Annotated in this window: 22 protein-coding genes; 13 read left to right on the plus strand and 9 right to left on the minus strand. The window is 75.2% G+C overall.

Features of this window, described 5'->3' with window-relative positions:
* The first annotated feature begins 142 nt into the window (after positions 1–142).
* The gene (ilvA, locus tag QWJ41_RS06415; protein ID WP_302706618.1) at positions 143–1,417 is read left to right on the plus strand and encodes a threonine ammonia-lyase IlvA; all 1,275 of its coding nucleotides are present in this window, start codon (positions 143–145) and stop codon (positions 1,415–1,417) included.
* Positions 1,418–1,431: 14 nt separating this feature from the next.
* On the opposite strand, the gene QWJ41_RS06420 is transcribed toward ilvA, so the two are convergent.
* Positions 1,432–1,647: a hypothetical protein gene (locus tag QWJ41_RS06420; protein ID WP_302706620.1), complete on the minus strand. Its 216-nt coding sequence runs from the start codon at positions 1,645–1,647 to the stop codon at positions 1,432–1,434.
* 178 nt (positions 1,648–1,825) lie between these two features.
* Here QWJ41_RS06420 and QWJ41_RS06425 point away from each other — a divergent pair, with 178 nt between their 5' ends.
* Together QWJ41_RS06425 and QWJ41_RS06430 are read left to right on the plus strand one after the other, a co-directional pair.
* Entirely contained in the window at positions 1,826–3,064 is a 1,239-nt protein-coding gene (locus tag QWJ41_RS06425; RefSeq protein WP_302706621.1) for a hypothetical protein, read from the plus strand.
* Positions 3,065–3,076: 12 nt separating this feature from the next.
* Positions 3,077–3,658: a class F sortase gene (locus tag QWJ41_RS06430; RefSeq protein ID WP_302706623.1), complete on the plus strand. Its 582-nt coding sequence runs from the start codon at positions 3,077–3,079 to the stop codon at positions 3,656–3,658.
* Positions 3,659–3,668: 10 nt separating this feature from the next.
* Here the strand turns inward: QWJ41_RS06430 and QWJ41_RS06435 are convergent, their stop codons facing one another.
* Positions 3,669–4,610, minus strand: coding sequence for a phosphotransferase (locus tag QWJ41_RS06435; RefSeq protein WP_302706625.1), 942 nt, complete (start codon positions 4,608–4,610; stop codon positions 3,669–3,671).
* Positions 4,611–4,768: 158 nt separating this feature from the next.
* Between QWJ41_RS06435 and egtB the strand changes: the two genes are divergently transcribed.
* Genes egtB through QWJ41_RS06450 form a run of 3 tightly spaced genes read left to right on the plus strand, consistent with a single transcriptional unit; the run spans position 4,769 to position 7,484 of the window.
* Entirely contained in the window at positions 4,769–6,148 is a 1,380-nt protein-coding gene (gene egtB / locus QWJ41_RS06440) for an ergothioneine biosynthesis protein EgtB (protein WP_302706626.1), read from the plus strand.
* Positions 6,145–7,122, plus strand: coding sequence for an L-histidine N(alpha)-methyltransferase (egtD, locus tag QWJ41_RS06445; RefSeq protein ID WP_302706627.1), 978 nt, complete (start codon positions 6,145–6,147; stop codon positions 7,120–7,122). Before egtB ends, egtD begins: the two co-directional genes overlap by 4 nt.
* Before the next feature lie 14 nt (positions 7,123–7,136).
* The gene (locus tag QWJ41_RS06450) at positions 7,137–7,484 is read left to right on the plus strand and encodes an MmcQ/YjbR family DNA-binding protein (protein ID WP_302706628.1); all 348 of its coding nucleotides are present in this window, start codon (positions 7,137–7,139) and stop codon (positions 7,482–7,484) included.
* A gap of 49 nt (positions 7,485–7,533) precedes the next feature.
* Here QWJ41_RS06450 and QWJ41_RS06455 read toward each other — a convergent pair whose 3' ends face one another.
* The gene (locus QWJ41_RS06455) at positions 7,534–8,769 is read right to left on the minus strand and encodes a cysteine desulfurase-like protein (protein WP_302706630.1); all 1,236 of its coding nucleotides are present in this window, start codon (positions 8,767–8,769) and stop codon (positions 7,534–7,536) included.
* Positions 8,770–8,878: 109 nt separating this feature from the next.
* Here QWJ41_RS06455 and ppc point away from each other — a divergent pair, with 109 nt between their 5' ends.
* The gene (gene ppc / locus QWJ41_RS06460) at positions 8,879–11,677 is read left to right on the plus strand and encodes a phosphoenolpyruvate carboxylase (protein ID WP_302706632.1); all 2,799 of its coding nucleotides are present in this window, start codon (positions 8,879–8,881) and stop codon (positions 11,675–11,677) included.
* Between the two features lie 117 nt (positions 11,678–11,794).
* Positions 11,795–12,406, plus strand: coding sequence for a cysteine hydrolase family protein (locus tag QWJ41_RS06465; protein ID WP_302706634.1), 612 nt, complete (start codon positions 11,795–11,797; stop codon positions 12,404–12,406).
* Here QWJ41_RS06465 and QWJ41_RS06470 read toward each other — a convergent pair.
* The gene (locus QWJ41_RS06470; protein WP_302706636.1) at positions 12,403–13,299 is read right to left on the minus strand and encodes an SDR family NAD(P)-dependent oxidoreductase; all 897 of its coding nucleotides are present in this window, start codon (positions 13,297–13,299) and stop codon (positions 12,403–12,405) included. The genes QWJ41_RS06465 and QWJ41_RS06470 overlap by 4 nt on opposite strands.
* Positions 13,296–14,252 (minus strand): SDR family NAD(P)-dependent oxidoreductase, encoded by a 957-nt coding sequence (locus QWJ41_RS06475; RefSeq protein ID WP_302706637.1) that lies wholly within the window; start codon positions 14,250–14,252, stop codon positions 13,296–13,298. Before QWJ41_RS06475 ends, QWJ41_RS06470 begins: the two co-directional genes overlap by 4 nt.
* A 164-nt stretch (positions 14,253–14,416) precedes the next feature.
* On the opposite strand from QWJ41_RS06475, the gene QWJ41_RS06480 reads away from it, so the two are divergent.
* Entirely contained in the window at positions 14,417–15,364 is a 948-nt protein-coding gene (locus QWJ41_RS06480) for an NAD(P)H-binding protein (RefSeq protein WP_302706639.1), read from the plus strand.
* Between the two features lie 67 nt (positions 15,365–15,431).
* Here the strand turns inward: QWJ41_RS06480 and QWJ41_RS06485 are convergent, their stop codons facing one another.
* Positions 15,432–15,827, minus strand: coding sequence for a hypothetical protein (locus QWJ41_RS06485; RefSeq protein ID WP_302706641.1), 396 nt, complete (start codon positions 15,825–15,827; stop codon positions 15,432–15,434).
* Between the two features lie 140 nt (positions 15,828–15,967).
* Between QWJ41_RS06485 and QWJ41_RS06490 the strand changes: the two genes are divergently transcribed.
* From QWJ41_RS06490 to QWJ41_RS06500, 3 genes are read left to right on the plus strand one after another with little or no spacing between them, the layout of a single operon-like run.
* Positions 15,968–16,483 carry a TIGR04338 family metallohydrolase gene (locus QWJ41_RS06490; protein WP_302706643.1) on the plus strand — a complete coding sequence of 172 codons (516 nt, stop codon included), beginning with the start codon at positions 15,968–15,970 and terminating at the stop codon, positions 16,481–16,483.
* A complete protein-coding gene (locus tag QWJ41_RS06495) occupies positions 16,480–17,286 on the plus strand; it encodes a DUF2786 domain-containing protein (RefSeq protein ID WP_302706645.1) in 807 nt (268 codons plus the stop codon). The genes QWJ41_RS06490 and QWJ41_RS06495 overlap by 4 nt, the downstream gene beginning before the upstream one ends.
* A 13-nt stretch (positions 17,287–17,299) precedes the next feature.
* Entirely contained in the window at positions 17,300–18,571 is a 1,272-nt protein-coding gene (locus tag QWJ41_RS06500; protein WP_302706647.1) for a patatin-like phospholipase family protein, read from the plus strand.
* A gap of 133 nt (positions 18,572–18,704) precedes the next feature.
* Here the strand turns inward: QWJ41_RS06500 and QWJ41_RS06505 are convergent, their stop codons facing one another.
* Together QWJ41_RS06505 and QWJ41_RS06510 are read right to left on the minus strand one after the other, a co-directional pair.
* Positions 18,705–19,748, minus strand: coding sequence for an alcohol dehydrogenase catalytic domain-containing protein (locus QWJ41_RS06505; RefSeq protein ID WP_302706648.1), 1,044 nt, complete (start codon positions 19,746–19,748; stop codon positions 18,705–18,707).
* A 60-nt stretch (positions 19,749–19,808) separates the two neighbouring features.
* Positions 19,809–20,693, minus strand: coding sequence for an aldo/keto reductase (locus QWJ41_RS06510; protein ID WP_302706649.1), 885 nt, complete (start codon positions 20,691–20,693; stop codon positions 19,809–19,811).
* A 131-nt stretch (positions 20,694–20,824) separates the two neighbouring features.
* Between QWJ41_RS06510 and QWJ41_RS06515 the strand changes: the two genes are divergently transcribed.
* Positions 20,825–21,379 (plus strand): type 1 glutamine amidotransferase domain-containing protein, encoded by a 555-nt coding sequence (locus QWJ41_RS06515; RefSeq protein ID WP_302706651.1) that lies wholly within the window; start codon positions 20,825–20,827, stop codon positions 21,377–21,379.
* A 39-nt stretch (positions 21,380–21,418) separates the two neighbouring features.
* Here the strand turns inward: QWJ41_RS06515 and QWJ41_RS06520 are convergent, their stop codons facing one another.
* On the minus strand, positions 21,419–22,741 hold the full coding sequence (locus QWJ41_RS06520) for a NupC/NupG family nucleoside CNT transporter (RefSeq protein WP_302706653.1): 1,323 nt from the start codon (positions 22,739–22,741) through the stop codon (positions 21,419–21,421).
* Positions 22,742–22,750: the final 9 nt, after the last annotated feature.

The following is a 22,750-nucleotide window of genomic DNA, read 5'->3' on the forward strand; positions in this document are numbered from 1 at the left end:
GCACCTCGCCGACCCGGCGCCAGTTCCTCACCGAGCCGGCGCTACTTCCGCGCGAGCCGGCGCTACTTCCGGAACTGGCGCCGGGTCGCGGGGAACTGGCGCCGGGTCGGGTCGGGGGACGGCCGGGTGGGAGGCTGGGCCGGTGGACCTCCCCGCCGCCGCCGACATCGACGCCGCCGCGCACCGGCTCTCCGACATCGTCAGCCCGACGCCGCTGCACCGCAGCGACCGGCTCTCGACCCTGCTCGGGCTCGAGGTCTGGCTCAAGCGCGAGGACCTGCAGCCGGTGCGCTCCTACAAGCTGCGCGGCGCCTTCACCCTCATCGACCAGCTCCCGCCCGAGGCGCGCGAGCGGGGGGTGACCTGCGCCAGCGCCGGCAACCACGCGCAGGGGGTCGCCTTCGCGTGCGCCCGGGCCGGGGTCCGGGCGCGGGTGCACCTGCCCCGCACCACCCCGCGCCAGAAGCGCGAGCGGGTCGCGGTGCTCGGCGGCGGGCTGGTCGAGGTGGTGATCGTCGGCGACACCTACGACGAGGCGGCCGCGGCCAGCGCGGCGTACGCCCTCGAGAGCGGCGCGACGCCGGTGCCGGCCTTCGACGACCCGCGCACGATCGCGGGCCAGGGCACGGTGGCGCGCGAGGTGCTGGCCCAGCTCGACGCGCAGGTCGGGCGGGCCCCCGACGCCGTGGTCGTGCCGGTCGGCGGAGGCGGCCTGGCCGCGGGCATGCTCACCTTCCTCGCCGAGCGCGCACCGCAGGTGCGGGTGGTCGGCGCGGAGCCGGCGGGGGCAGCCAGCATGGCCGCCGCCCTCGAGGCCGGCGAGCCGGTGACGCTGGCCGACCTCGAGAGCTTCGTCGACGGCGCCGCCGTACGCCGGGTGGGCGCGTGGACGCACGCCGTGGTCGCCGCGCACCGGCCGCCGATGGTCGCGGTGCCCGAGGGGCTGGCCTGCGTCGAGATGCTCGACCTCTACCAGTCCGACGGCATCATCGCCGAGCCCGCCGGGGCGCTGGCCAGCGCCGCGCTGCGCCTGCCGATGGAGTCGGGCGGCCCGGTGCTGGCGCCGGGGTCGCTGGCCGTGGCGATCGTCTCGGGCGGCAACAACGACGTGAGCCGCTACGCCGAGGTCGTCGAGCGCGCACTGGTGCACGAGGGGCTCAAGCACTACTTCCTGGTCGAGTTCCCCCAGGAGCCGGGCGCGCTGCGCCGCTTCCTCGACGAGGTCCTCGGGCCCGACGACGACATCACGCTCTTCGAGTACGTCAAGCGCAGCAACCGCGAGACCGGCCCGGCGCTGGTCGGCGTCGAGCTGGCCGCCGCCGGGGACCTCGAGGGCCTGCTGGCCCGGATGGACGCCTCGCCGCTGCGCGTCGAGCAGGTCCCGCCCGAGAGCCCGCTCTTCCGCTGGGTGATGTAGCCCCGACCGACCGCCTAGCCGGGTGTCTGGTTGGAGTCGTGCCGAGTGCCCTCCGGGTCCTCGGTGCGCTCCTGGGAGTCGGCCAGGATCGCCTCGGCCTGGGCCTGCGGGTCGGCACTGCCGGCCTCCTTCTCCTCGGGCAGCAGCTCGGCGCGCGAGGCGACGGCGTCGGCGTCCGGGTGGGAGCCGGGATCGGAGCCGGGCTCGGGGGTCTGGTCGGTGGCGTCCATGGCTCGACGCTAGCGCGGTCGCACCCACCCCGACCGGATGCCGGACACCACCCGGTCGGTGCGTAACCCCGGGCGCCTGTGTGCAGTTTGACCAGTGACCACCCTTCGGCCCCCCAGCCGCGGGTTTCTCGGACCTTGACACCAGGGCGCAACTGCGCCCGCCTCGGAGGACACGGACATGACCCGCAAACCCGCTCGCGGACTGGCGCTGCTGGCCACCGGCGCGCTCGTCGCCCTCTCGGCCGCCCCCGCCACCGCCGCCGCGCCGGTCGCCCAGGCAGACGCGACCGCGCTGACCCTGACCGTGGCGAGCACGCCGAGCGACTCCGGGTCCTTCTCCTCCACCCACGACGGCGACAAGGAGAGCACCTCCGGCTCGAACGCGCCGGCGCTCTCGGCGGCCACCGGCCAGTCCTTCGCCCAGGCCGGCACCCTCGCCCAGGACGCCCGCACCCGCGTCGAGCAGCGGCTGGGGTACGCCGAGGCGTGCGCGGGCCTGGCCGGCGACGGCGCCACCGTGGTCGGGGTCGGCGAGGGCGGCTGCCTCACCCCGGGCCAGAACGTGCGGCTCAACGCCGCCACCGTCGACCTCTCCGGCCTGCGGTTCGTCGAGGCCGAGTTCCTCGCCGGGCTCGACCAGCAGCTGCAGGACGGGCTCGCCCCGGTGCTCGACGAGCTCCTCCCCGCGCTCTCCGACGGCCTCGAGCAGGCCCTGACCGGCCTCGGCGACCTGGGCGTCTTCCTCGACGCCGGGGTCATCCAGAGCCAGTGCACCGCCGGGCCCGGCACCTCGGCGGGCTCCGCGCAGATCGTCGACGCGGCGGCGTACGTCGAGGTGGACGGCACCCGCGTCGACCTGGTGGCGCTGCCGGTGAACCCTGCCCCCAACACCCACGTCGTGACCGACCTCGGGGCGGTGACCCAGGAGGTGCTCGACGCCGTGCGCACCCAGCTCGAGACCGCCATCGACGGCGCGCTCGGCCCGCTGACCGGCGTCGTCGACGGCGCCGAGGTGCTCGCCGAGGCCCTGGGCCAGGTCGGCGAGGGGCTCGCCCCGCTCGAGGACAACGTCATCGACATCCTGCTCAACGAGCAGGTCCAGGTCGCCGACGACGAGATCGAGGTGACCGCGCTGAACCTGTCGGTGCTGCCGGCCGCCCAGGAGTTCGACGTCGACCTGCTGCGCGCCGAGATCGGCCAGTCGCACTGCGGGCCCACCGGCCGCGTCGGCGACCCGGCCGAGCCGGAGGCGACCCCCGACCCGCCGGCCCCGGTGCCGACCTCGGTGCCGGCCGGCGTCGAGACCGCCGCGGCCGACGGTGGCATGGGCGCCGCCGGCAACCTGTCCCTGGCCGCGCTGCTCGCGCTGGCCGGCGCCGCGGGTGTCGCCAGCTGGCGCCGCAGCCTGCGCGGCTGACGGGCCCGGGTCGTGGAGGTCCTGGAGGCACGACTGCGGGCGCTGACCTCGGCGCTCGGCGTGCTGGCGCTGGGGATGGTGCTGCTCGGCGTCGTGCTCCCCAGCGGTGACGACGACGGCTACACCTCCCTCGACCCGGCCGCCCCGGTGCGCCTCTCGGTGCCCTCGCTCGACATCCGCGCGCCGGTCAACGCGATCGAGGTCGGCGACGACCGCGTGCTCGACCCGCCGGCCGACGTGCTCGACGTCGGCTGGTGGGACGCCAGCGCGCTTCCGGGCCAGGCGACCGGGAGCACCGTGATCGCCGGCCACACCGTCAACACCGGCGGCGGGTCCCTCGACCGTCTCGCCGACGTGCGTCGCGGCGCGGTCGTCGACGTGCTGACCCGCAACGGCGTGATGCGCTACGAGGTGCGCCGCACGAAGGTCTACGACAAGGAGCAGCTGGCCCGCAACGCGGTCAGGGTGTTCGGCCAGGACGCCGGCGACGGCCGGCTGGTGCTGGTCTCGTGCGCCGACTGGGACGGCACCGCCTACGACAGCAACGTCGTCGTCTTCGCCGACCCCGTGGGCAGCCCGACCCAGGACGCCTGAGCAGCGCAGGTCAGCCGGCCCGGCCGTCGAGGAACATCCGCAGCCGGGTGCGGGTGGAGCGCAGCGAGTCCGGGTCCTGCGGCACGTGCCCGTTGACCGCGCGGCAGGCCCAGCCCAGTCGCCGGGCCACCCGGCTCGCGGCCACGAGCTGCTCGTGGCTCACGGTGCCCGCCCAGCCGGCGAGGTAGCTCTCGAGGTAGGGCGCGGTGTCCTCGGAGGCCTCCTCGTCGTCGAGGCCCCAGGCCAGCACCCCGTCGAGGGTGACCGCCAGGGTCAGGAACGGGTGGCTCAGGCAGGCGTCGCCCCAGTCGAGCAGGCGCACCCGCCCGTCGCGCACGAAGACCTGGGCGTCGTGCAGGTCGTCGTGCTGCAGCGTGTCGGGCAGCCCGCTGGCCGCCAGCTCGGCGCACAGGTCGCGCAGCAGCGGCACGGCCCCCAGCGCGGCCGCGCCGACGTCGCCGAGGTCGGGGGCGAGCCGGCCGACGAGGTCGGCGTACAGGTCGGGCAGGCGCGGCAGGCGCAGGTCGGGCAGCCCGTCGGCGAGCAGCTCGGCGGCCTCGTCGGCGAGGTCGCGCTGCACCGAGGCGTAGAGCCCGAGCGCGTCGTGCCACGGCGCCAGGGTGCGCTGTCGGGCAGCGACCTCGCGCAGCGTCTCGCCGGCGTCGGCGAGCAGCAGCCAGCCCCGGTCGGCGTCGGCGCCCAGCAGGGGTGCCACGGCATCGGGCCGGCGCCGCGCCAGCAGCGTGGTGACGGCGACCTCGTGGCGCAGCGACGGCTCGACCGCCTTGGCCCACACCGGCCCGCACGTCGTCGGCACCCGCACCACGACCCCCCAGGGGCGCACGTGCGGGCGCGTCACCTCGCCCGTCACGCCCAGCCCGAAGACCTCGAGCCGAGCGTGCACCCACGCGAGCAGGTCGACCTGCTCGGCCGGGTCGTCGTACGTCGTCACCGGCCCAGGTTCCGCCGCCCGGGCTGACGGTGCCACCCATTTCCGCCACCCACCGTGCACTTCGGGGTGGTCGACCCGTCACCAGTCCTGCGGCAAGGTGGAGGCGGACGCGTCATCGGGGCGTGCCCTCACACCGGAACCGAAAGGACTGCCGGCAGATGACACAGACCACCGCCAACGAGGCCACCACCGAGGCCACCAGCAGGGCCAGCACCCGGGCCAGCACCAGGCCCAGCACCAGGGAGTGGGACGCCGAGTCGCTCGGCCGGCGCTTCGAGGAGGTCCGGGGCCACACCGAGGCCCTCGCCGCACCCCTCTCGCCCGAGGACCAGACGGTCCAGTCGATGCCCGACGTCTCGCCGACGAAGTGGCACCGCGCCCACGTGACCTGGTTCTTCGAGACGTTCCTGCTCGCCGAGAACGAGCAGGGCTTCGCGCCCTTCCAGGACAAGTACTGGTTCCTCTTCAACTCCTACTACGAGACCCTGGGGCCCCGCTACGCGCGCCCCGACCGCGGCCTGGTCACCCGCCCCGGCGCGCACGAGGTCGGCGACTACCGCGCCAACGTCGACGCCCGGGTGCGCGACCTCGTCGACACCCTCGACGGCGGCAGCCTCGAGAAGCTCACCCCCATCATCGAGCTCGGCTTCCACCACGAACAGCAGCACCAGGAGCTGCTGCTGATGGACATCAAGCACGTGCTCTCGCGCAACCCGCTGCAGCCCGTGTACGCCGGCAGCCCGGTCGAGCGCTGCGAGCCGGACCGGCTCGGCTGGGTCGAGGTGGAGGGCGGTCTCGTCGAGGTCGGCCACGAGGGCGCGGGCTTCTCCTTCGACAACGAGCTGCCCCGGCACCGCCAGTGGCTCGAGCCCTACCGGCTGGCCGATCGGCTGGTCACCAACGGCGAGTGGCTGGCCTTCATGGCCGACGGCGGCTACGAGCGCCACGAGCTGTGGCTCTCCGACGGCTGGGCCAAGGTGCGCGGCGAGGGCTGGTCGGCGCCGCTCTACTGGAGCGAGCACGACGGCGTCTGGTTCGAGCACACGCTGCACGGCACCTGGCCGGTCAACCCCGGGCTGCCGGTGGCCCACGTCAGCTTCTACGAGGCCGAGGCGTTCGCCACCTGGGCGGGCAAGCGACTGCCGACCGAGGCCGAGTGGGAGCACGCTGTCGTCACCGACGGCCAGGGCAGCCAGCACGGCCGCGACGAGCAGGTGGTCGGCAACCTCGCCGACGGCGGGTCGTTCCACCCCCGGCCCGCGCAGCCCGCGCCGGCCGGCAGCCGGCTGCGCCAGGTGCACGGCGACTGCTGGGAGTGGACCTCCTCGGCCTACCACCCCTACCCCGGGTTCCACCCGCCCGAGGGCGCGATCGGGGAGTACAACGGCAAGTTCATGTCCAACCAGATGGTGCTGCGGGGCGGGTGCGCCCTGACCCCGGCCGGCCACGCGCGGGCGTCGTACCGCAACTTCTTCCCGCACGGTGCCCGCTGGGCGCTGTCCGGGGTGCGTCTCGCCGACGGCGGGGCGCCCGCATGAGCGCTCCGGAGCCGGTCGTGCAGGTGCTCCTCGACTCCGACTGGGCGTCGGGGTCGCTGGTCGCCGACGTGCGCCAGGGGCTGGGCTCGCGCCCGCTGCGGCTGCCGCCGAAGTGGCTCTACGACGACGAGGGCTCGCGGCTCTTCGACCAGATCACCCGGCTGCCGGAGTACTACCCGACCGAGGCCGAGCGCTCGATCCTCGCGGCGTACGCCGCCGACATCGTCGCGGCCTGCGACGCCACGACGGTCGTCGAGCTGGGCAGCGGCACCAGCGACAAGACGCGGCTGCTCCTCGACGCCTTCGCGGGCGCGGGCGCGCTGCACCGCTTCGTGCCGGTCGACGTCTCGGAGCAGACGCTGCGCGACGCGGCCGTGATGCTCACCGAGCGCTACCCCGAGACGGCCGTCGAGGCGATCGTCGGCGACTTCACCCTGCACCTGGGCCACCTGCCCGAGGGGCAGCGCCGGCTGGTGGCGTTCCTGGGCAGCACCATCGGCAACCTCTACCTCGAGGAGCGCGGCGCCTTCCTGGGCGCGCTGGCCGACTCCCTCGACCCGGGTGACTGGCTGCTGCTGGGCACCGACCTGGTCAAGGACGCCGACCGGCTGGTGGCGGCGTACGACGACGCGCAGGGCGTGACCGAGGCGTTCGTGCGCAACTGCCTGGTGGTGCTCAACCGCGAGCTCGGCGCCGACTTCGACCCCGACCGCTTCGACTACGCGCCGCTGTGGGACTCCCGGATGGGCCGGATGGACCTGCGGCTGCGCTCGACCGCGCCCCAGACGGTCAGGGTGCCGGGCGCCGACCTGGTCGTCGAGATCGCGGCCGGCGAGGAGGTGCAGGTCGAGATCTCCACGAAGTTCCGCCGCGAGCAGGTGGCGCGCGAGCTGGGCGCGGCCGGGTTCGAGGTGCGCGAGACGTGGACCGACCCGGCCGGCGACTTCGCGGTCACCCTGGCCCGGTTGACCTGAGTGGCGCGACCGCGATGAGCGGGACCGCCGACGTCGCCGAGCTGGTCGACCAGCTGCCCGGCACCGCCCGGTCCGACCGCGGCCGCTACGTGAAGCTCAGCGTGGCCGGGCGCACCTTCGGCTACGTGTGGGAGCCGACCGTCACCGTCGGGCTCAAGCAGACCATCGCCGAGCAGCTGGCCCTGGTCGCGATGCGTCCTGACGTCTTCGAGGTCCAGTTCACCGCCGGCGGGTTCGGCTGGGTGGTGGCCCACCTCGAGCACGTGGAGCGCGACGAGCTGGCCGAGCTGGTCTTCGAGGCCTGGCGCCTCACCGCGCCCGCGGCCCTGCTGGAGCAGCGGGGCGAGGTCCTGCCCCGCTGAGACACGAGCAGGTGACCGGTCGAGGGTGCAGGAGTGACCGGTCGGTGGGTCATTCCTGACTGCTCGTGAGGGCGGCGAGGCCGGTGAGGAGGCGCTCGACCTCCTCCGGGGTGGAGTAGGGCGAGAGCCCGACCCGCACGCCTCCGGCGTCGCCGAGGCCGGCGTGGCGGGAGGCCTCGAGGGCGTAGAAGCTGCCGGCGGGGGCGAGCACGCCGTGGCCGACCAGGTGCTCCTGCACCGCGACCGGGTCGTGGCCCTCGACCGAGAGCAGCACCGTCGGCGTACGCCGCGCGGGGCTGCCGTGCACGTGCACGCCCGGCAGCGCGTCGAGGCCGTCGAGCAGGCGGGCCAGCAGCGCGTCCTCGTGCTCCTCGACCGCCGCCATCGAGGCCGCCAGCCGCTCGCGGCGCGGCAGCTCGCCGCCCTCGTGGGTGGGCTGCTCGAGCAGGTCGGCGAGTGCCTCGACGCTCGCGGTCACGCCGGCGAGCAGCTCGTAGGGCAGGGTGCCGAGCTCGAAGCGCTCGGGCACCGCGTCGGTCGAGGGCAGCAGCTTGTCGGGCTGCAGGGTCTCGAGCAGGGCGGGGTCGGCCGCGACCGCGCCGAGGTGGGGCCCGAAGAACTTGTAGGGCGAGCAGGCGACCAGGTCGGCGCCGAGCGCGGCGCGGTCGACCAGGGCGTGCGCGGCCAGGTGCACGGCGTCGACGTAGACCAGCGCACCCACCTCGTGGGCGGCCGCGCTGATCGCGGCCACGTCGGGGCGGGTGCCGAAGAGGTTGGAGGCGGCGGTGACGGCCACCAGCCGGGTGCGCTCCGAGAGCACCCCGCGCACGTCGTCGAGCTCGGCGGTGACCGGGTCGAAGTCGAGCCAGCGCACCGTCGCACCCACCCGTTCGGCCGCGAGCACCCAGGGCCGGATGTTGCTGTCGTGGTCGAGGCGGGTGACCACCACCTCGTCGCCGGGGCCCCAGCCCTGCGCGAGCGTGCGCGCCATCTCGAAGGTCAGCGCGGTCATCGACCGCCCGACCACCACGCCGCGCGGGTCGGTGCCGAGCAGGTCGCCCAGCGCGGCGCGCGCCGCCCCCACCGTCTCCTCCGTACGCCGCTGCAGCGGGGTCAGCGAACCGCGCTGGCACATGCCGGCGGTCATCGCGTCGGCCACGGCGTCGGCCACGCGGCTCGGCACCAGGGAGCCGCCGGGGCCGTCGAAGCGGGCCTCCCCGGCACCGGGGCCGGACCACAGTGCGGGGAACCAGGTGCGGACACGGTCGAGGTCGAGGGCAGCCATGCTCCGCATGCTGCCACCCGTCCCCAGCCACCCGGGTGTGACCGCCCGGGTGTGCCCACCGCCCGGTCACCCCCTGACGCACCGGGCCCGCACCCGCCAGACTGGTGCCATGGCCGACACCGACCAGCCCGACGTGACGCGCTTCGCCACCGGCGTCTCCTCCGACGAGCACCACGCGGCGCTGCGCGCCTCGGTGCGCCAGCTGGCCGCCCTGCTGGGCGAGGCGCTGACCCGGCACGAGGGGCCCGAGCTCCTCGAGCTGGTCGAGCAGGTGCGGGCGCTGGCCCGCGAGCCCGACGACGGGGCCCTGCACGACCTGCTGGCCGGGGTGGACGACGACACCGCGGTGGTGCTGGCGCGCGCCTTCACCGGCTACTTCCAGCTGGTCAACGTCACCGAGCAGCTGCACCGCTGGCAGGAGGTGACCGCCGAGGACGAGGGCCCCCTGGCGGTGGCGGTCGAGCGGATCGGCAAGGCCCTGGCCGACGGCAGCGTCGACGTCGACCTGGTCTCCGACGTGCTGCGCCGCGTCGAGTACCGCCCGGTCTTCACCGCCCACCCGACCGAGGCCAGCCGGCGCACGGTGCTGCGGCTGCTGCGCAAGATCGCCGACGTGGTGCACGCCGCCGAGGACCCGCGCGCCCGCCCCGGTGACGCCGAGCGCCACGAGCGTCGCCTGGCCGAGCTGGTCGACCTGCTGTGGCAGACCGACGAGCTGCGCATCGCCAAGCCCGACCCCAAGGACGAGGCCCGCACCTCGCTCTACTACCTGGGCCAGATCGCCCGGCGGGTGGTCCCCGACCTGCTCCAGGAGCTCGACCGGCGCCTGGCCTCGATCGGCGTCGAGCTGCCGGCGACGGCGCGCCCCCTGCGCTTCGGCAGCTGGGCCGGCGGCGACCGCGACGGCAACCCCAACGTCACGCCCCAGGTCACCCTCGAGGTGCTGGCGCTGCAGCACGACACCGGCCTGCGCGAGCTGGTCGCCCAGGTCGAGGAGATCCTCACCGAGGTCTCCGCCTCGACCCGGGTGGTCAGCGCCAGCGCGGAGCTGCTGGCCTCCCTGGAGGAGGACGCGCAGGCGCTGCCCATCACCTACTCGACGATCCGGCGGCTCAACGCCGAGGAGCCCTACCGGCTCAAGCTGTCGTTCGTGCGGGTGCGGCTGTTGCGCACTCGCGACCGGCTGGCCAACGCCACCGCCCACGAGCCGGGCCGCGACTACCTGCACCTGGGCGAGCTCGTCGACGACCTGTGCCTGGTGCGCGACTCGATGCTGGCCGACGGCGACCGGCTCACCGCCGACGGCTCGGTGCTGCGGCTGCTGCGCACCGCCACCGCGATCGGCACCGGCATGGCCACCCTCGACGTGCGCGAGCACTCCGAGAAGCACCACGAGGCGCTCGCCGAGCTCTACGACCGCCTCGGCGAGCTCGAGCGGCCCTACGGCGAGCTCGACCACGCGGCGCGCACCGAGGTGCTCAGCGCCGAGATGGCCGGGCGCCGCCCGCTGGTGGGCGCCGGGCAGGTGCCGCCCGACGGTCCCGCGGCCGCCTCGCTGGGCCTGCTGCGCACCCTGCGCACCGCCCAGGACACCTACGGCCCCGACGTGGTCGAGACCTACATCGTCTCGATGACCCACGACGTCGACGACCTCTTCGCGGTGGTGGTGCTGGCCCGCGAGGCCGGCCTGGTCGACCTCGGCCCCGACGACGGGCCCGCGACGGCCCGCATCGGCTTCGCGCCGCTCTTCGAGACCGTCGCCGAGCTCGAGACCGCGGGCCCGCTGCTCGACGCCCTGCTCGGCGACCCGTCGTACCGCCGGGTGGTCGCGGCGCGCGGCGACGTGCAGGAGATCATGCTGGGCTACTCCGACTCCTCCAAGGACGCCGGCATCGCGGCCTCGCAGTGGCAGATCCACCGCGCCCAGCGAGCGCTGCGCGACGTGGCGCAGCGCCACGGCGTGCTGCTGCGGCTCTTCCACGGCCGCGGCGGCTCGGTGGGCCGCGGCGGCGGCCCGACCGCCGAGGCGATCCTGTCGCAGCCCAACGGCAGCCTCGACGGGCCGATCAAGGTGACCGAGCAGGGCGAGGTCATCTCCGACAAGTACCTGCTGCCCGAGCTGGGCCGCTGGAACCTCGAGAACGCCCTCGCCGCCGTCGTCGAGGCCTCGGTGCTGCACCGCGACCGGCTGCTGCCCCGCGAGGTGCTCGACGGCTGGGACGACACCATGGACGTCGTCGCCGGCAGCGGGCAGACGGCGTACCGCGCCCTGGTGCGCGACCCGGGGTTGGTGGGCTTCTTCGTGGCTGCCACCCCCGTCGACGAGCTCGGCAAGATGAACATCGGCTCGCGCCCGGCCAAGCGCCCCGGCGGCGACGGCGGGCTCGACGACCTGCGCGCGATCCCGTGGGTCTTCGGCTGGACCCAGTCACGCATCATCCTGCCCGGCTGGTACGGCGTCGGGTCGGGGCTGGCGGCCGCGCGCGAGGCGGGCCGCGAGGAGGTGCTGCGCGAGATGTACGCCTCGTGGCCGTTCTTCCGCACCTTCCTGTCCAACGTGCAGATGACGCTGGCCAAGACCGACCTCGACATCGCGGCGCGCTACGTGCGGACCCTCGTCGACGACGACTCGGCGGCGCTCTTCGAGAAGGTGCGCGAGGAGCACGAGCGCACCGTCGCCGAGGTGCTCGCGGTCACCGGCCAGGAGCGGCTCCTCGAGGGCGCGCCGGTGCTGCGCCAGACCCTCGAGCTGCGCGACTCCTACCTGGCGCCGCTGCACGCCCTGCAGGTCTCCCTGCTGGCCCGGGTGCGGCAGGTGCCCGAGGGCCAGGAGCCGCCGGCGGAGCTGCAGCGGGCGCTGCTGCTGACCATCAACGGGATCGCCGCAGGCCTGCGCAACACCGGCTGAGGCCGGTCGAGCCCGGGTGATCCCGGCCGCGGGAGCGTCGTCCTGGGGGGTGTAGACGGCGCGTGCCGGCGCGTCCGAGATTGGTGGCCGTCCCGCGACCCCCAGGAGGCGACCACCGTGTCCGAGCCCGCCCAGACTCCCACTGAGGCACTGCTGCTCATCGACCTGCAGCGCGACTACTTCGCCGACCCCGAGCTGGAGCGCTGCCGAGGCGACCTGGTGGCGACCTGCAACGAGCTGGTCCGGGTGGCCCGCGAGGTGGGGGTGCCGGTGGTCGAGGTGCAGACGGTCCACGAGCGCGACGGGAGCACCTGGACGCTGACGATGCACGAGGACGGCCAGGGGGTCGCCGAGCGCGGCACCGAGGGCGTCCAGCGGGTCGAGGGGCTCGAGCCCGGCGGCGCCGAGGTCGTGGAGAAGACCCGCGACAGCGCGTTCTTCGGCACCGACCTGGCCGAGCGGCTCCAGCGCGCCGGGATCGACCACGTGGTGCTCTGCGGGGTCTCCACCGAGTCGTGCATCGCGGCGAGCGCCCGCGACGCCTTCGCCCTCGACCTGGGCGCCACCCTGGTCTCCGACGCCACGGCCTCGGTCGACTGGTCGGAGCACGACCACACCCTGTCGATGCTGCGGACCCAGCACCGACAGGACGTCGTCACCGGCGCCGCGGTGGTCCGGCGGTGGCGGGACGGGGCTGCTGGGGCCGAGGGCGACCGGGCGGCGGGCTAGCTGCGCCGCCGGCGGCGCGCCCCCCAGGGAGACCAGCCGCCGCGCAGCCCCTCGAGCTCGGGGCGGGGCCGCTCGACGTTGCCGGGGTGCGCCTCGACCCGCGGTCCGCGCAGCGCGACGCGCCGCACCAGCAGCGGGGCCAGCCGGTCGTAGACACCGGGCAGCAGCCGGAAGCCGAGCACGGTGATCCGGTTGGCGGGCCCGACGTGCACCTGCCGGCGCGGGTGGTCAATGGCGCGCAGGCAGGCGCGCGCGACCCGGTCGGGGCCGACCACCGGCGGTGGGGCGTGCCCGGCGCGGCCGGCGTACGTCGCGGACTGCTGGTAGACGGGGGTGTCGACGGCGCCGGGCAGCACCAGCGAGACGCTGACCCGACGGTCGCGGCGCAGCTCGGCCTGCATGCCGCGCACCAGCGCGAGCTGGCCCCACTTGGCGGCGCAGTAGGCACCCATCGAGGGCACCGCGATCTGGCCGAGCAGCGAGCTGACCACGACCAGCGCGCCCCCGTGCTCGCGCAGGGCGGGCAGCACCGCGCGGGCGACGTGCTGGGTGCCGAGCACGCCGGTGTCGAGGATCCGCGCGAAGATCTCGGGCGGCACCTCCTCGACGGTGCCGTAGGCGACCACCTGGGCGGTCAGCACCACCGCGTCGAGGCGGCCGTGCGCGGCGAGGCAGTCGGCGACGGCGCGCTGCACGCTGGCCTCGTCGGTGACGTCGGCGGCGCTGCCGGTGGCCGTGCCGGGGCCGGTGCGGGCCAGGTCGGCCACCACCTCGCCGACCCGGTCGGCGTCGCGGGCGACCACGACGGCGGTGCCGCCCTCGGCGACGACCCGCTGGGCGGTGGCCAGGCCGATGCCCGAGGTGCCGCCGACCAGCATCACGACGCGGCTCATGCAGCGCCCTCGGTGCCGGCGTCGTCGCCGCCCGACTTGCGCCGCGAGGCGAGCTGGAAGAGCGGGCCGACCAACCGGTCGTAGGCCGCCGCCGGCGCCAGCGTGAAGACCGCCATCAGCCCGTAGTTGCTCAGCGCGGTCTGCCGGGTCGCGCGCCGCGAGCCCACCTGGGCCAGCACCACCCGCGCCACCCGCTCGGGGCTGATCGACGGCGGCGGCGGGGTGTTGACCGCCCCGGCGGAGTCGAGGGCGTTGTCGTAGATCGGGGTGTCGACGCTGCCCGGCGAGACGTGGCTGATCCGCACCTGCGGCAGGTCGACGTTCTCGATGCGCAGCTGACGCACCAGCGCCCGCACGCCCCACTTGCTCACGACGTACGGCGTCATCTCGGGCACCGCGATGTAGCCCAGCAGCGAGCCGACCACCACGAGGTCGCCCCGGCGCTGGCGACGCAGCACCGGCAGCACGTGGCGCGCGACGGCGGCTGTGCCGAGCAGGTTGGTCGACACCACGTCGGCGAAGTCCTGGGCCGAGGTCTCCTCGGTGCGTCCGTAGGACACCACGCCGGCGCAGTGCAGCACCGTGTCGATCCGCTCGTGGCTCTCGAGCACGGTGGCGACCATCGCGGCCACGGCGTCGTCGTCGGAGAGGTCGGCGGGCACCACCAGGGTCGACGCGGCGCCGGCCTCGTCGCAGTCGCGGGCGACCTCGCGCAGCTTCTCCTCGCGGCGGGCCACGAGCACCACGTCGTGGCCCTCGGCGGCGGCGCGCAGCGCGGTGGCCTGGCCGATGCCGCTGGTGGCGCCGGTGATGAGCACGACCCGGGGGTCGTCGACCGGCTGGGCGGGCAGCGGCAGCGCGCTGGTCAGCAGGCCGAAGGGGTCGAGCAGGTTCACGGTCGCGTCCTCGTGGGTGCAGGGCCCGGCGCCCGGCGTCGGGAGGTCGCTCTCCACGGTAGGCACGGCCCGCCCGGGGCGGCATCACCCCGGGTGAGCCGGCTGCCGCCACCTACGGGGGTGCCGCGCACGGGCCGAGGGGCCTAGGTTGCTGGCGTGCCCCCGACGTATGCCGCCCCCAGCCCGCGCCGCCCCCTCCTGCGACCCCAGGGGGCCGGCGCATGAGCCGGGTCCTGGTCACCGGGTCGACCGGGTACGTCGGCTCCCGGCTGGTGCCGGTGCTCCTCGAGGCCGGCCACGAGGTGGTCGCCGCCACCCGCGACGAGTCGGCGCTCGAGGCCTACCCCTGGGGCGCCCAGGTCGAGGCCCGCCGCTTCGACATCACCGACGAGGACCTCGTCGCGCGCGCCGTCGAGGGCGTCGACGCCGTCGTCTACCTGGTGCACTCCATGGCCTCGGGCGAGTTCGTGCGCAAGGACCGCGAGGCCGCCGAGCGGGTGGCCCGCGCCGCCGCGGCCGCCGGGGTGGGCCGCGTCGTCTACCTCTCGGGCCTGATCCCGCCCGGCGAGCTGTCCGACCACCTGCGCTCGCGGGCCGAGGTCGAGCAGGTCTTCCTCGACGGCGAGGTGCCGGCGACCGTGCTGCGCGCCGCGATGGTCGTCGGCTCGGGGTCGACCTCCTTCGAGCTGCTGCGCCGCCTCAGCGACCGGCTGCCCGTCATGCCGGTGCCGGCCTGGATGCGCAACAAGCTGCAGCCGGTCTCCGTCGAGGACGTCGTGACCGTGCTGGCCGCGGCGCTCGAGGGCGAGCCGCGCAACCGGGCCTACGACCTGGGCGCCGACGAGGTCCTCAGCTACCCCGACCTGCTCGGCCGCTACGCGAAGGTCGCCGGGTTGCGCCGCTGGCGCCCGCTGGTGCCCGGGGTGCCGATGTGGGTGGTGGGCCGGGCCAGCGCGCTGCTGACCGGGATGCCCCGCGGCACCGTCGTCGCGCTGGCCGAGAGCCTGTCGCACGACATGGTCTGCGGCGAGGACGACGTGCGCCGCGACCTGGTGCCCGGCCACCAGTTCCTCAGCCTCGACGAGGCCATCGCCCGCTCCCTGGGCACCAGCGGCGGCACCTCGCGCGTCGGCGACGTGCAGGCCGCGGCGCCCACCGACCCCGCCTGACCCGCGAGCCGGCCGGTCCGAACCGGCCGGGTCGCGAGCCGGCTGGTTCGAACCGGCCGGGTCGTGCTCAGAGGTGGTCGGGGACGATGAGCGCGTCGGGGTCCTGGCGCGGGGGCACGGCGGCCAGCGCGGCCTTGACCAGCGCGATCCGGGTGCGCACCAGCACCGTGCGCTGCAGCCGGCCGACCTCGTCGCCGACCCCGGCCTCGACCGTCTCGCGCACCTGCTCGTCGGTGAACGTGGGCCGGGTGCCCGGCTCGACCTCGACGTCGGGCAGCGCGACGAGCACCGGCAGCACCTGGTCGCCCAGGGCGTCGAGCACCTGGAAGCGCTCCCAGCGGGTCATCTGCTCCCACACCTCGTCGACGTCGAGCTTCTGCTTGCGCACGTCCTTGCGCGTGGCCAGCACGGACTTGGCCGCACCCGCCATCGCCTGGGTCATCTCGTTCTCGGTGAAGCGCACACCCCCATCATGGCTGCTGCGCCTGTGGAGGACCACGACGGGCGTCGGTGCGACCGGGTAGGAAGGACCCCGCACAGCAGCCGCGACCCGACCGCCCGACCGATCGACCCACCCGACCGCCCCACGAGAGGACACGTCCCGTGAGCACCACCCCCGCGCCCCGCGACCGGCACCGCTCCACGGTGTACGACGCCGAGGACGCCGTGGGCCGGGTCCTCGAGCGGGGCGGCACGATCGAGCACTACGGCTCGACGCTGGTGCTGCCGGGGCTGCGCAAGTTCGGCGACGTGGCCGACGTGCCGGCCTACCTGCGACGGGTCCTGGCCCACCCACCGGTGGCCGCGCTGCCGCGCGCCGGGGTGCCGGTCGCGGTGCGCGAGCGCCGCGGCGCGCGGGCGGCGCACTACGAGCCGGCGGGGGCGGCCGGGCCCACGATCGCGGTGCCGCCGTACGCCGCCGGCGGGGGCTGGGCGCTGAGCGAGACCACGGTGCTCCACGAGCTGGCCCACCACCTGGGCCCCGACCGGCCCGCCCACGGGCCGGTGTTCCTGGCCCACCTGCTGCACCTCTACGAGCACGTCATCGGCCCCGAGGCCGCCCACCTGCTGCGCGTGGCCCTGGCCGAGCGCGGCGTCACGACGGGAGCACCCCTGTGAGCACGTTCATCGACAAGCTGGCCAAGGTGCTGGCCCAGGCCGAGGCGGCCTCCACCCCGGAGGAGGCCGACGCCTTCCTGGCCAAGGCGCAGTACCTCTCGACCCGCTGGTCGATCGACCTGGCCACCGCGCGCCAGCACACCGCACGCCAGGAGCAGCGTGCCGAGCCGGTGCAGCGCACCATCACGATCGGCGAGGCGCGGGCGATGGGCAACTCGCGCCTGGTCGCGCTGTTCCTGGCCTGCGCGCTGCCCAACGACGTGCGCGCCGACGTGGCGCGCAACTCCACCACCGTCTACGCCTACGGCTTCCCCAGCGACCTCGAGGTCGTCGAGGCGCTCTACGTGCACCTGGCGCTGCAGATGGTCCACGACGCCGGGGTGTTCCTGGCCAGCGACGCCCACCTGGTCGGCGGCGCGGTGTGGAACCCGCGCACCCGCAGTTTCGCCCCGCCCAGCAAGAAGACGGCCCGGCTGGCGTTCTACGAGGCGTTCGTCGAGCAGATCGGCACCCGGCTGTGGGCGGCCCGGCGCGACGCCGAGCAGCGGGCCGAGCGCGAGCGGCTCGCGAGCCAGGAGCCCGAGCCGGGCGCCTCGACCGCGCTGGTGCTGGCCCAGAAGGAGGCCGAGGTCGCCGACTACTACACCCGCACCTCCACCGCCCGGGGCTCCTGGCAGGCCGGCCGGCGCCGCACCGGGCTCGACGGCGGCGTCGCGGCGTGGGAGGCGGGGGCGCGCTCGGGCGCCGAGGCCCGGCTCAGCGCCGCCCAGCGGCTCCCGGGCGGGCGCACCCAGATCGCGTGAGAACCTGGGAGCGATGACTCCCACCGACTCCTCACCGACCCCGCAGCCCTCGGGCCGCACCTGCCTGGTGCTCGACGCCGGCGGTGCGCGCTCGGCGTACCAGGTGGGGGCGCTGGGGGTGCTGCTGCCCGCGCTCGAGGCCGACGGGCGCCGGCCCACGCTGCTGGTGGGCACCAGCGCCGGGGCGCTGCTCAGCGCCGCCCTGACCTCCACCGCGCACCTCGACCCCGAGGAGCAGGCGGTGCGGCTGCATGACGTGCTGGCCCAGGCCACCAAGAAGAAGGTGATGCAGCCGCTGTGGCGCCAGGCGCCGGTGGTGCTGGCCCGCTACGCCTCCGAGACCCTGGGCCTGACCGGGTTCCGGCTGCGCGGGCTCTTCGGCACCGCGCCGCTGGCCGCGACCCTCGAGCGGGCCATCGACTGGGACGCGCTGCACGACAACCTCGACGCCGGCCGGGTCGAGGCGCTGGCGCTGACCGCCACGGCGGTGCGCACCGGGCGGGTCACGCTCTTCACCGAGACCAGTGCGGCGTACGGCGACCTGCCGGCGCCGCTGGCCCAGCACCACCGCGCCTACGTGCGCACCCGCATCGGGGTCGAGCACCTGATGGCCTCCTCGGCCATCCCCGCGCTCTTCCCCTCGGTGGAGGTCGACGAGCCGGCCGAGGCCGCCGGCTGGTACGTCGACGGGGCGACCCGGCGCCGGGTGCCGATCGCGCCCGCGGTCGAGCTGGGCGCCGACCGCCTGGTCGTCGTCGGCACCGGCGCGATCCGGCCCGCCGAGGCCGACGCCGAGCGCGACCGGCAGCCCGTCGACCTCGGTGACGGCGGCGCGACCCTGCTGGGTGCGGTGATGGACGACCCGCTGCGCCACGACCTGCGCCGCCTCGCCGACACCAACGTGCTGGCCGGCGACCCCGACCTGTCGCCGCACCTCGACCGGCACCGCCGCGAGCGCGGCCGCTCCCCGCAGCGGCTGCTGCCCTACGCCGCCGTCGCCCCCGAGCACGGCGAGGAGCTGGCGCAGCTGGCGATGGACGTCTTCCGCAGCAACCACGGCACCCTGCGCCGCACGATCGGCGACCCCGACCTGCAGGTCATGCACCGGCTGCTCGGCAGCGACAGCCCGCTGCAGGGCGAGCTGCTGTCCTACCTGATGTTCGACCCCGACTTCTTCGACGAAGCCGCCGCGCTGGGTCGCCGCGACGCGCAGCGCTGGCTCGAGGTCAACGACGGGCTGTGGCGCACCGGCCACCTCGACCCGCCCAGCGGCGCCCAGACCTGACCGCGAGCCGGCGCCAGTTCCCCGCGAGCCGGCGCCAGTTCCGGAGCGGGTGTGGGTCCGGGCCGACTCGGCGCGAAGTTCGGGCCGGGTCAGCGCGAAGTTCGGGCCGGGTCAGCGTGAGATCTGGGCCGGGTCAGCGCTGCGGCAGGACGACGGTAGCGCCGCCCGCGCCGGCGCCGGGCTCGCCCAGCGCGGCCAGGCGGCGGGCGCCCTCCTCGAGCCCCACCCGGTCGCGCAGCAGCAGGTCGGGGCGCAGGGTGCCGTCGGCGACCAGGTCGAGCAGGTCGGGGTAGCCGGCGGCCGAAAGGCCGTGGCTGCCCAGCACCTGCAGCTCGCGGGCGACCACCAGCCCCAACGGCGCGCCCGCCGCGGCGTCGGCGCCGCCGAGCAGGCCGACCTGCACGTGCCGGCCACGCGGGCGCAGGCAGTGCAAGGAGGCCCTGGCCACCGCGGCGGCCCCGAAGGCGTCGAGCGAGACGTCGGCGCCACCACCGGTCAGGTCGAGCAGCGCGTCGACGACCGGCGCGGCGGTCGGGTCGACCGGCACCGCCCCGAGGCGCTCCGCCAGGTCGCGGGAGGCCGGCGCCGGGTCGACGGCGTACACCTCGGCCCCCAGCGCCCGCGCCACCATCACCGCGGCGAGACCCACCCCGCCGCAGCCGTGCACCACGACCCGCTCACCGGCGCGCACGGCGCCGACCTGGGCCACCGCGCGGTACGCCGTCGCGACGCGGCAGCCGAGCCCGGCGGCGACGTCGTCGGCCACCTCGTCGGGCAGGCGCACCAGGTTGGTGTCGGCGCGCGGCAGCGCGACCAGCTCGGCGAAGGAGCCCCAGCCGGTGAAGCCGGGCTGCTCCTGCCGCTCGCAGACCTGCTGGTCGCCGCGGCGGCAGGTCGCGCACGTGCCGCAGGCCAGCACGAACGGTGTGGTGACCCGCTCCCCGACCCGCACCGACGTGACCGTCGGGCCCACCTCGACCACCGTGCCGGCGAGCTCGTGGCCCGGCACGTGCGGCAGGCGTACGCCGTCGTCGTGGCCCTGCCAGGCGTGCCAGTCGCTGCGGCACAGCCCGGTCGCGCCCACCCGCACCACGACCCCGTCGTCGGGGCAGGCCGGGTCGGGCAGGTCGGCGACCGCCAGCGGTCCGCCGAAGGTCTCCATCAGGACGGCTCTCACGGCGCGGAGCCTACGGTCCGGCTGGGCACAGGACCGGGCCGGCCGACCGGGCCGGAGCCCTCAGGACGCGTCGAGCGCGGCCAGCTCGTCGGGGGTCAGGTCGATGTCGGCCGCGGCGGCGGAGTCGGTGATCGACTGCGGCCGCTTGGCGCCGGGGATCGGGATGACGACGGGCGACTGGGCCAGCTCCCAGGCGAGGGCGACCTGCTGGGCGCTGACGCCGCGGTCCTGGGCGACGCGGGCGAAGGCCGGGTGCTTCTCGGCGAGCTCCTTGGCGTCGGACAGCCCGCCCAGCGGGCTCCAGGGCAGGAAGGCCAGGCGCAGCTCCTCGCAGACGTCGATCTCGGGCTGGCTGGAGCGGAAGGCGGGCGAGAACTGGTTCTGCACGCTGACCAGCGCGTCGCCCAGCACCGAGTGGGCGAGCCGGATCTGGGCCGGGTCGGCGTTGGAGAGACCGACGCGGGCGACCTTGCCGGACTCGGCGATCTCCTTGAGGGTGCCCATGACGTCCTCGTAGGGCACCTCGGGGTCGGGGCGGTGGTGCTGCCAGAGCGCGATCTGCTCGACCCCGAGCCGCTCGAGGCTGGCGTCGACGGCCGAGCGCAGGTGGCCGGCCGAGCTGTCCAGGGCCCAGGCGCCGCCGCCGGCGCGCACGTGGCCGCCCTTGGTGGCCAGCAGCACCTGGTCGCGCACGCCCAGCTCGTCGAGCAGGTCCGCGACGAGCCGCTCGTTGGCGCCCTGGGCGTCGGCGCCCAGCTCGTCACCGGGCCCGTAGGCGTCGGCGGTGTCGAAGAGCGTGACGCCCGCGTCGAGAGCGGCCCGCATCGTGTCGAGCAGCTGCTCGCGCGGCTGGGTCCCGGACTGGTCGAAGGTCATCAGGCCCAGCCCGATGGCGCCGACCTGGACGCGTCCGACGGTGTCGTTGCCGATCTCTCGTGTCTGCATGCCCCCTGTCTACCCGCACCCGGCGACCGGCCCCGGTCACCCCTGGGGGTGTCGAACGGCCCCACGACGGCTGGTGCAGTGGAAGCACCGAACGACGCGGGCCCCGACGGCCCCACCCCCAGGAGGACATCGTGAGCACCGACCTGACCGGCAAGCGCGTGGCATTCATCGTCGCCCAGTCGGGCGTCGAGCAGCCCGAGCTCACCCAGCCCTGGCAGGCGATCGAGGACGCGGGCGCCGAGGCCGTGCTGATCGCCCCCGAGACCGGCAAGGTGCAGGCCTTCGAGAGCGACGTCAACGAGGCCGGCACCTTCGAGGCGACCCTGAGCCTGGCCGACGCCGACCCGGCGACCTTCGACGCCGTGGTGCTGCCCGGCGGCACCACCAACGCCGACCAGCTGCGCGTCGAGGAGGACGCCGTGGCCTTCATGCGCGAGATCATCGATGCCAGCAAGCCGGTGGCCTCGATCTGCCACGGCCCCTGGACCCTCGTGGAGACCGGCCGGCTCGAGGGCAAGACCCTCACCAGCTTCCCCAGCCTGCATACCGACATCCGCAACGCGGGCGCGACCTGGGTCGACGAGGAGTCCTTCACCTGCCCCAGCAACGGGTGGACGCTGGTGACCAGCCGCAACCCCGGCGACCTCGACGCGTTCTGCGAGGCAGCGGTCGCCGCCTTCGCCTGAGCGGCCCCGAGCAGCCCCGAGCAGCCCTGGGCGCCGCGGTCAGCCGATCAGGATGCCGGCGATCGCGGCGCTCATCAGGTTGGCCAGGGTCGCGGCGAGGATCGCGCGCAACCCCAGCGAGGCGATGTCGGGACGACGCTCGGGGGCGATGCCGCCCAGGCCGCCGAGCAGGATGCCCAGCGAGCCCAGGTTGGCGAAGCCGGTCAGCGCGAAGGTGACGATGGCGGCGGTCTTGTCGCTGAAGCCGCCGATCACCTCGCCGAGGTTGGCGAAGGCGACGAACTCGTTGACCACGACCTTCTGGCCCACGAAGCTGCCGGCCTCGACCGCCTCGCTCCACGGCACCCCGATGGCTGTCATCAGCGGCGCGAAGACGTAGCCGAGGATCTCCTCGATGGTCAGGTCGTCGGCCCCGAACCAGCCGCCGACGCCACTCACCCCCAGGTTGACCAGGGCGATCAGCGAGATGAAGGCCAGCAGCATCGCGCCGATGGTCGCGGCCAGCTTGAGCCCGTCGGCCGCGCCGTTGGCGGCGGCGTCGATGACGTTGCGCGCGCGCATCCCGTCGTCGGCCGGCCCCTTGCTCTCGGCGGCCTCCTTCTCGGCGCGCAGGATCTCGTCGGCGCTGGCCCAGTCGCCGTCCGGGTCGCCGTCCGGGTCGGCGACCGACGACCCGTCGTCGTCGGAGCCCTCCTCGTCCTCGTCGACGCGCTCCTCGGGCAGGATGATCTTGGCCATCAGCAGCGCCCCCGGCGCGGCCATGAAGCTGGCGGCGATGAGGTAGTCGAGCCGCGCCCCGAGCAGCGAGTAGCCCACCAGCACCGATCCGGCGACGGTCGAGAGCCCGCCCACCATCACGGCGAAGAGGCCCGAGCGCGACAGGCCGGCGACGTACGGCCGGATCACCAGCGGCGCCTCGGTCTGGCCGACGAAGATGTTGGCCGCGGCGTTGGTCGACTCGGCCTTCTCGGTGCCCAGCAGCCAGCCCAGTCCGCCACCGAGCACCCGCACGACGCGCTGCAGGATGCCGAGGTGGTAGAGCACCGCGGTGAGCGAGGCGAAGAAGACGATGACCGGCAGCACCTGGAAGGCGAAGACCTGGCCCTCCTCGGGCAGCACCGGCCCGAAGAGGAAGCCGATGCCCTCGCGGGAGGAGTCGATGATCGTCTGCACCGCCCTCGAGGCGGCCTCGAGCGCGCGCTGGCCCACCGACCAGTAGAGGACCACGACCCCGAAGGTCACCTGGAGGCCCAGCGCACCCAGCACGGTGCGCGGTCGGACGGCTCGCCGGTCGCTGGAGACAAGGAAGGCGATGGCCAGCAGCACCAGCATGCCGCCGGCTCCCCAGAGGAGGTCGATCATCAGTTCACC

This window comes from Nocardioides cremeus, from assembly GCF_030518195.1.
Lineage (GTDB): Bacteria > Actinomycetota > Actinomycetes > Propionibacteriales > Nocardioidaceae > Nocardioides > Nocardioides cremeus.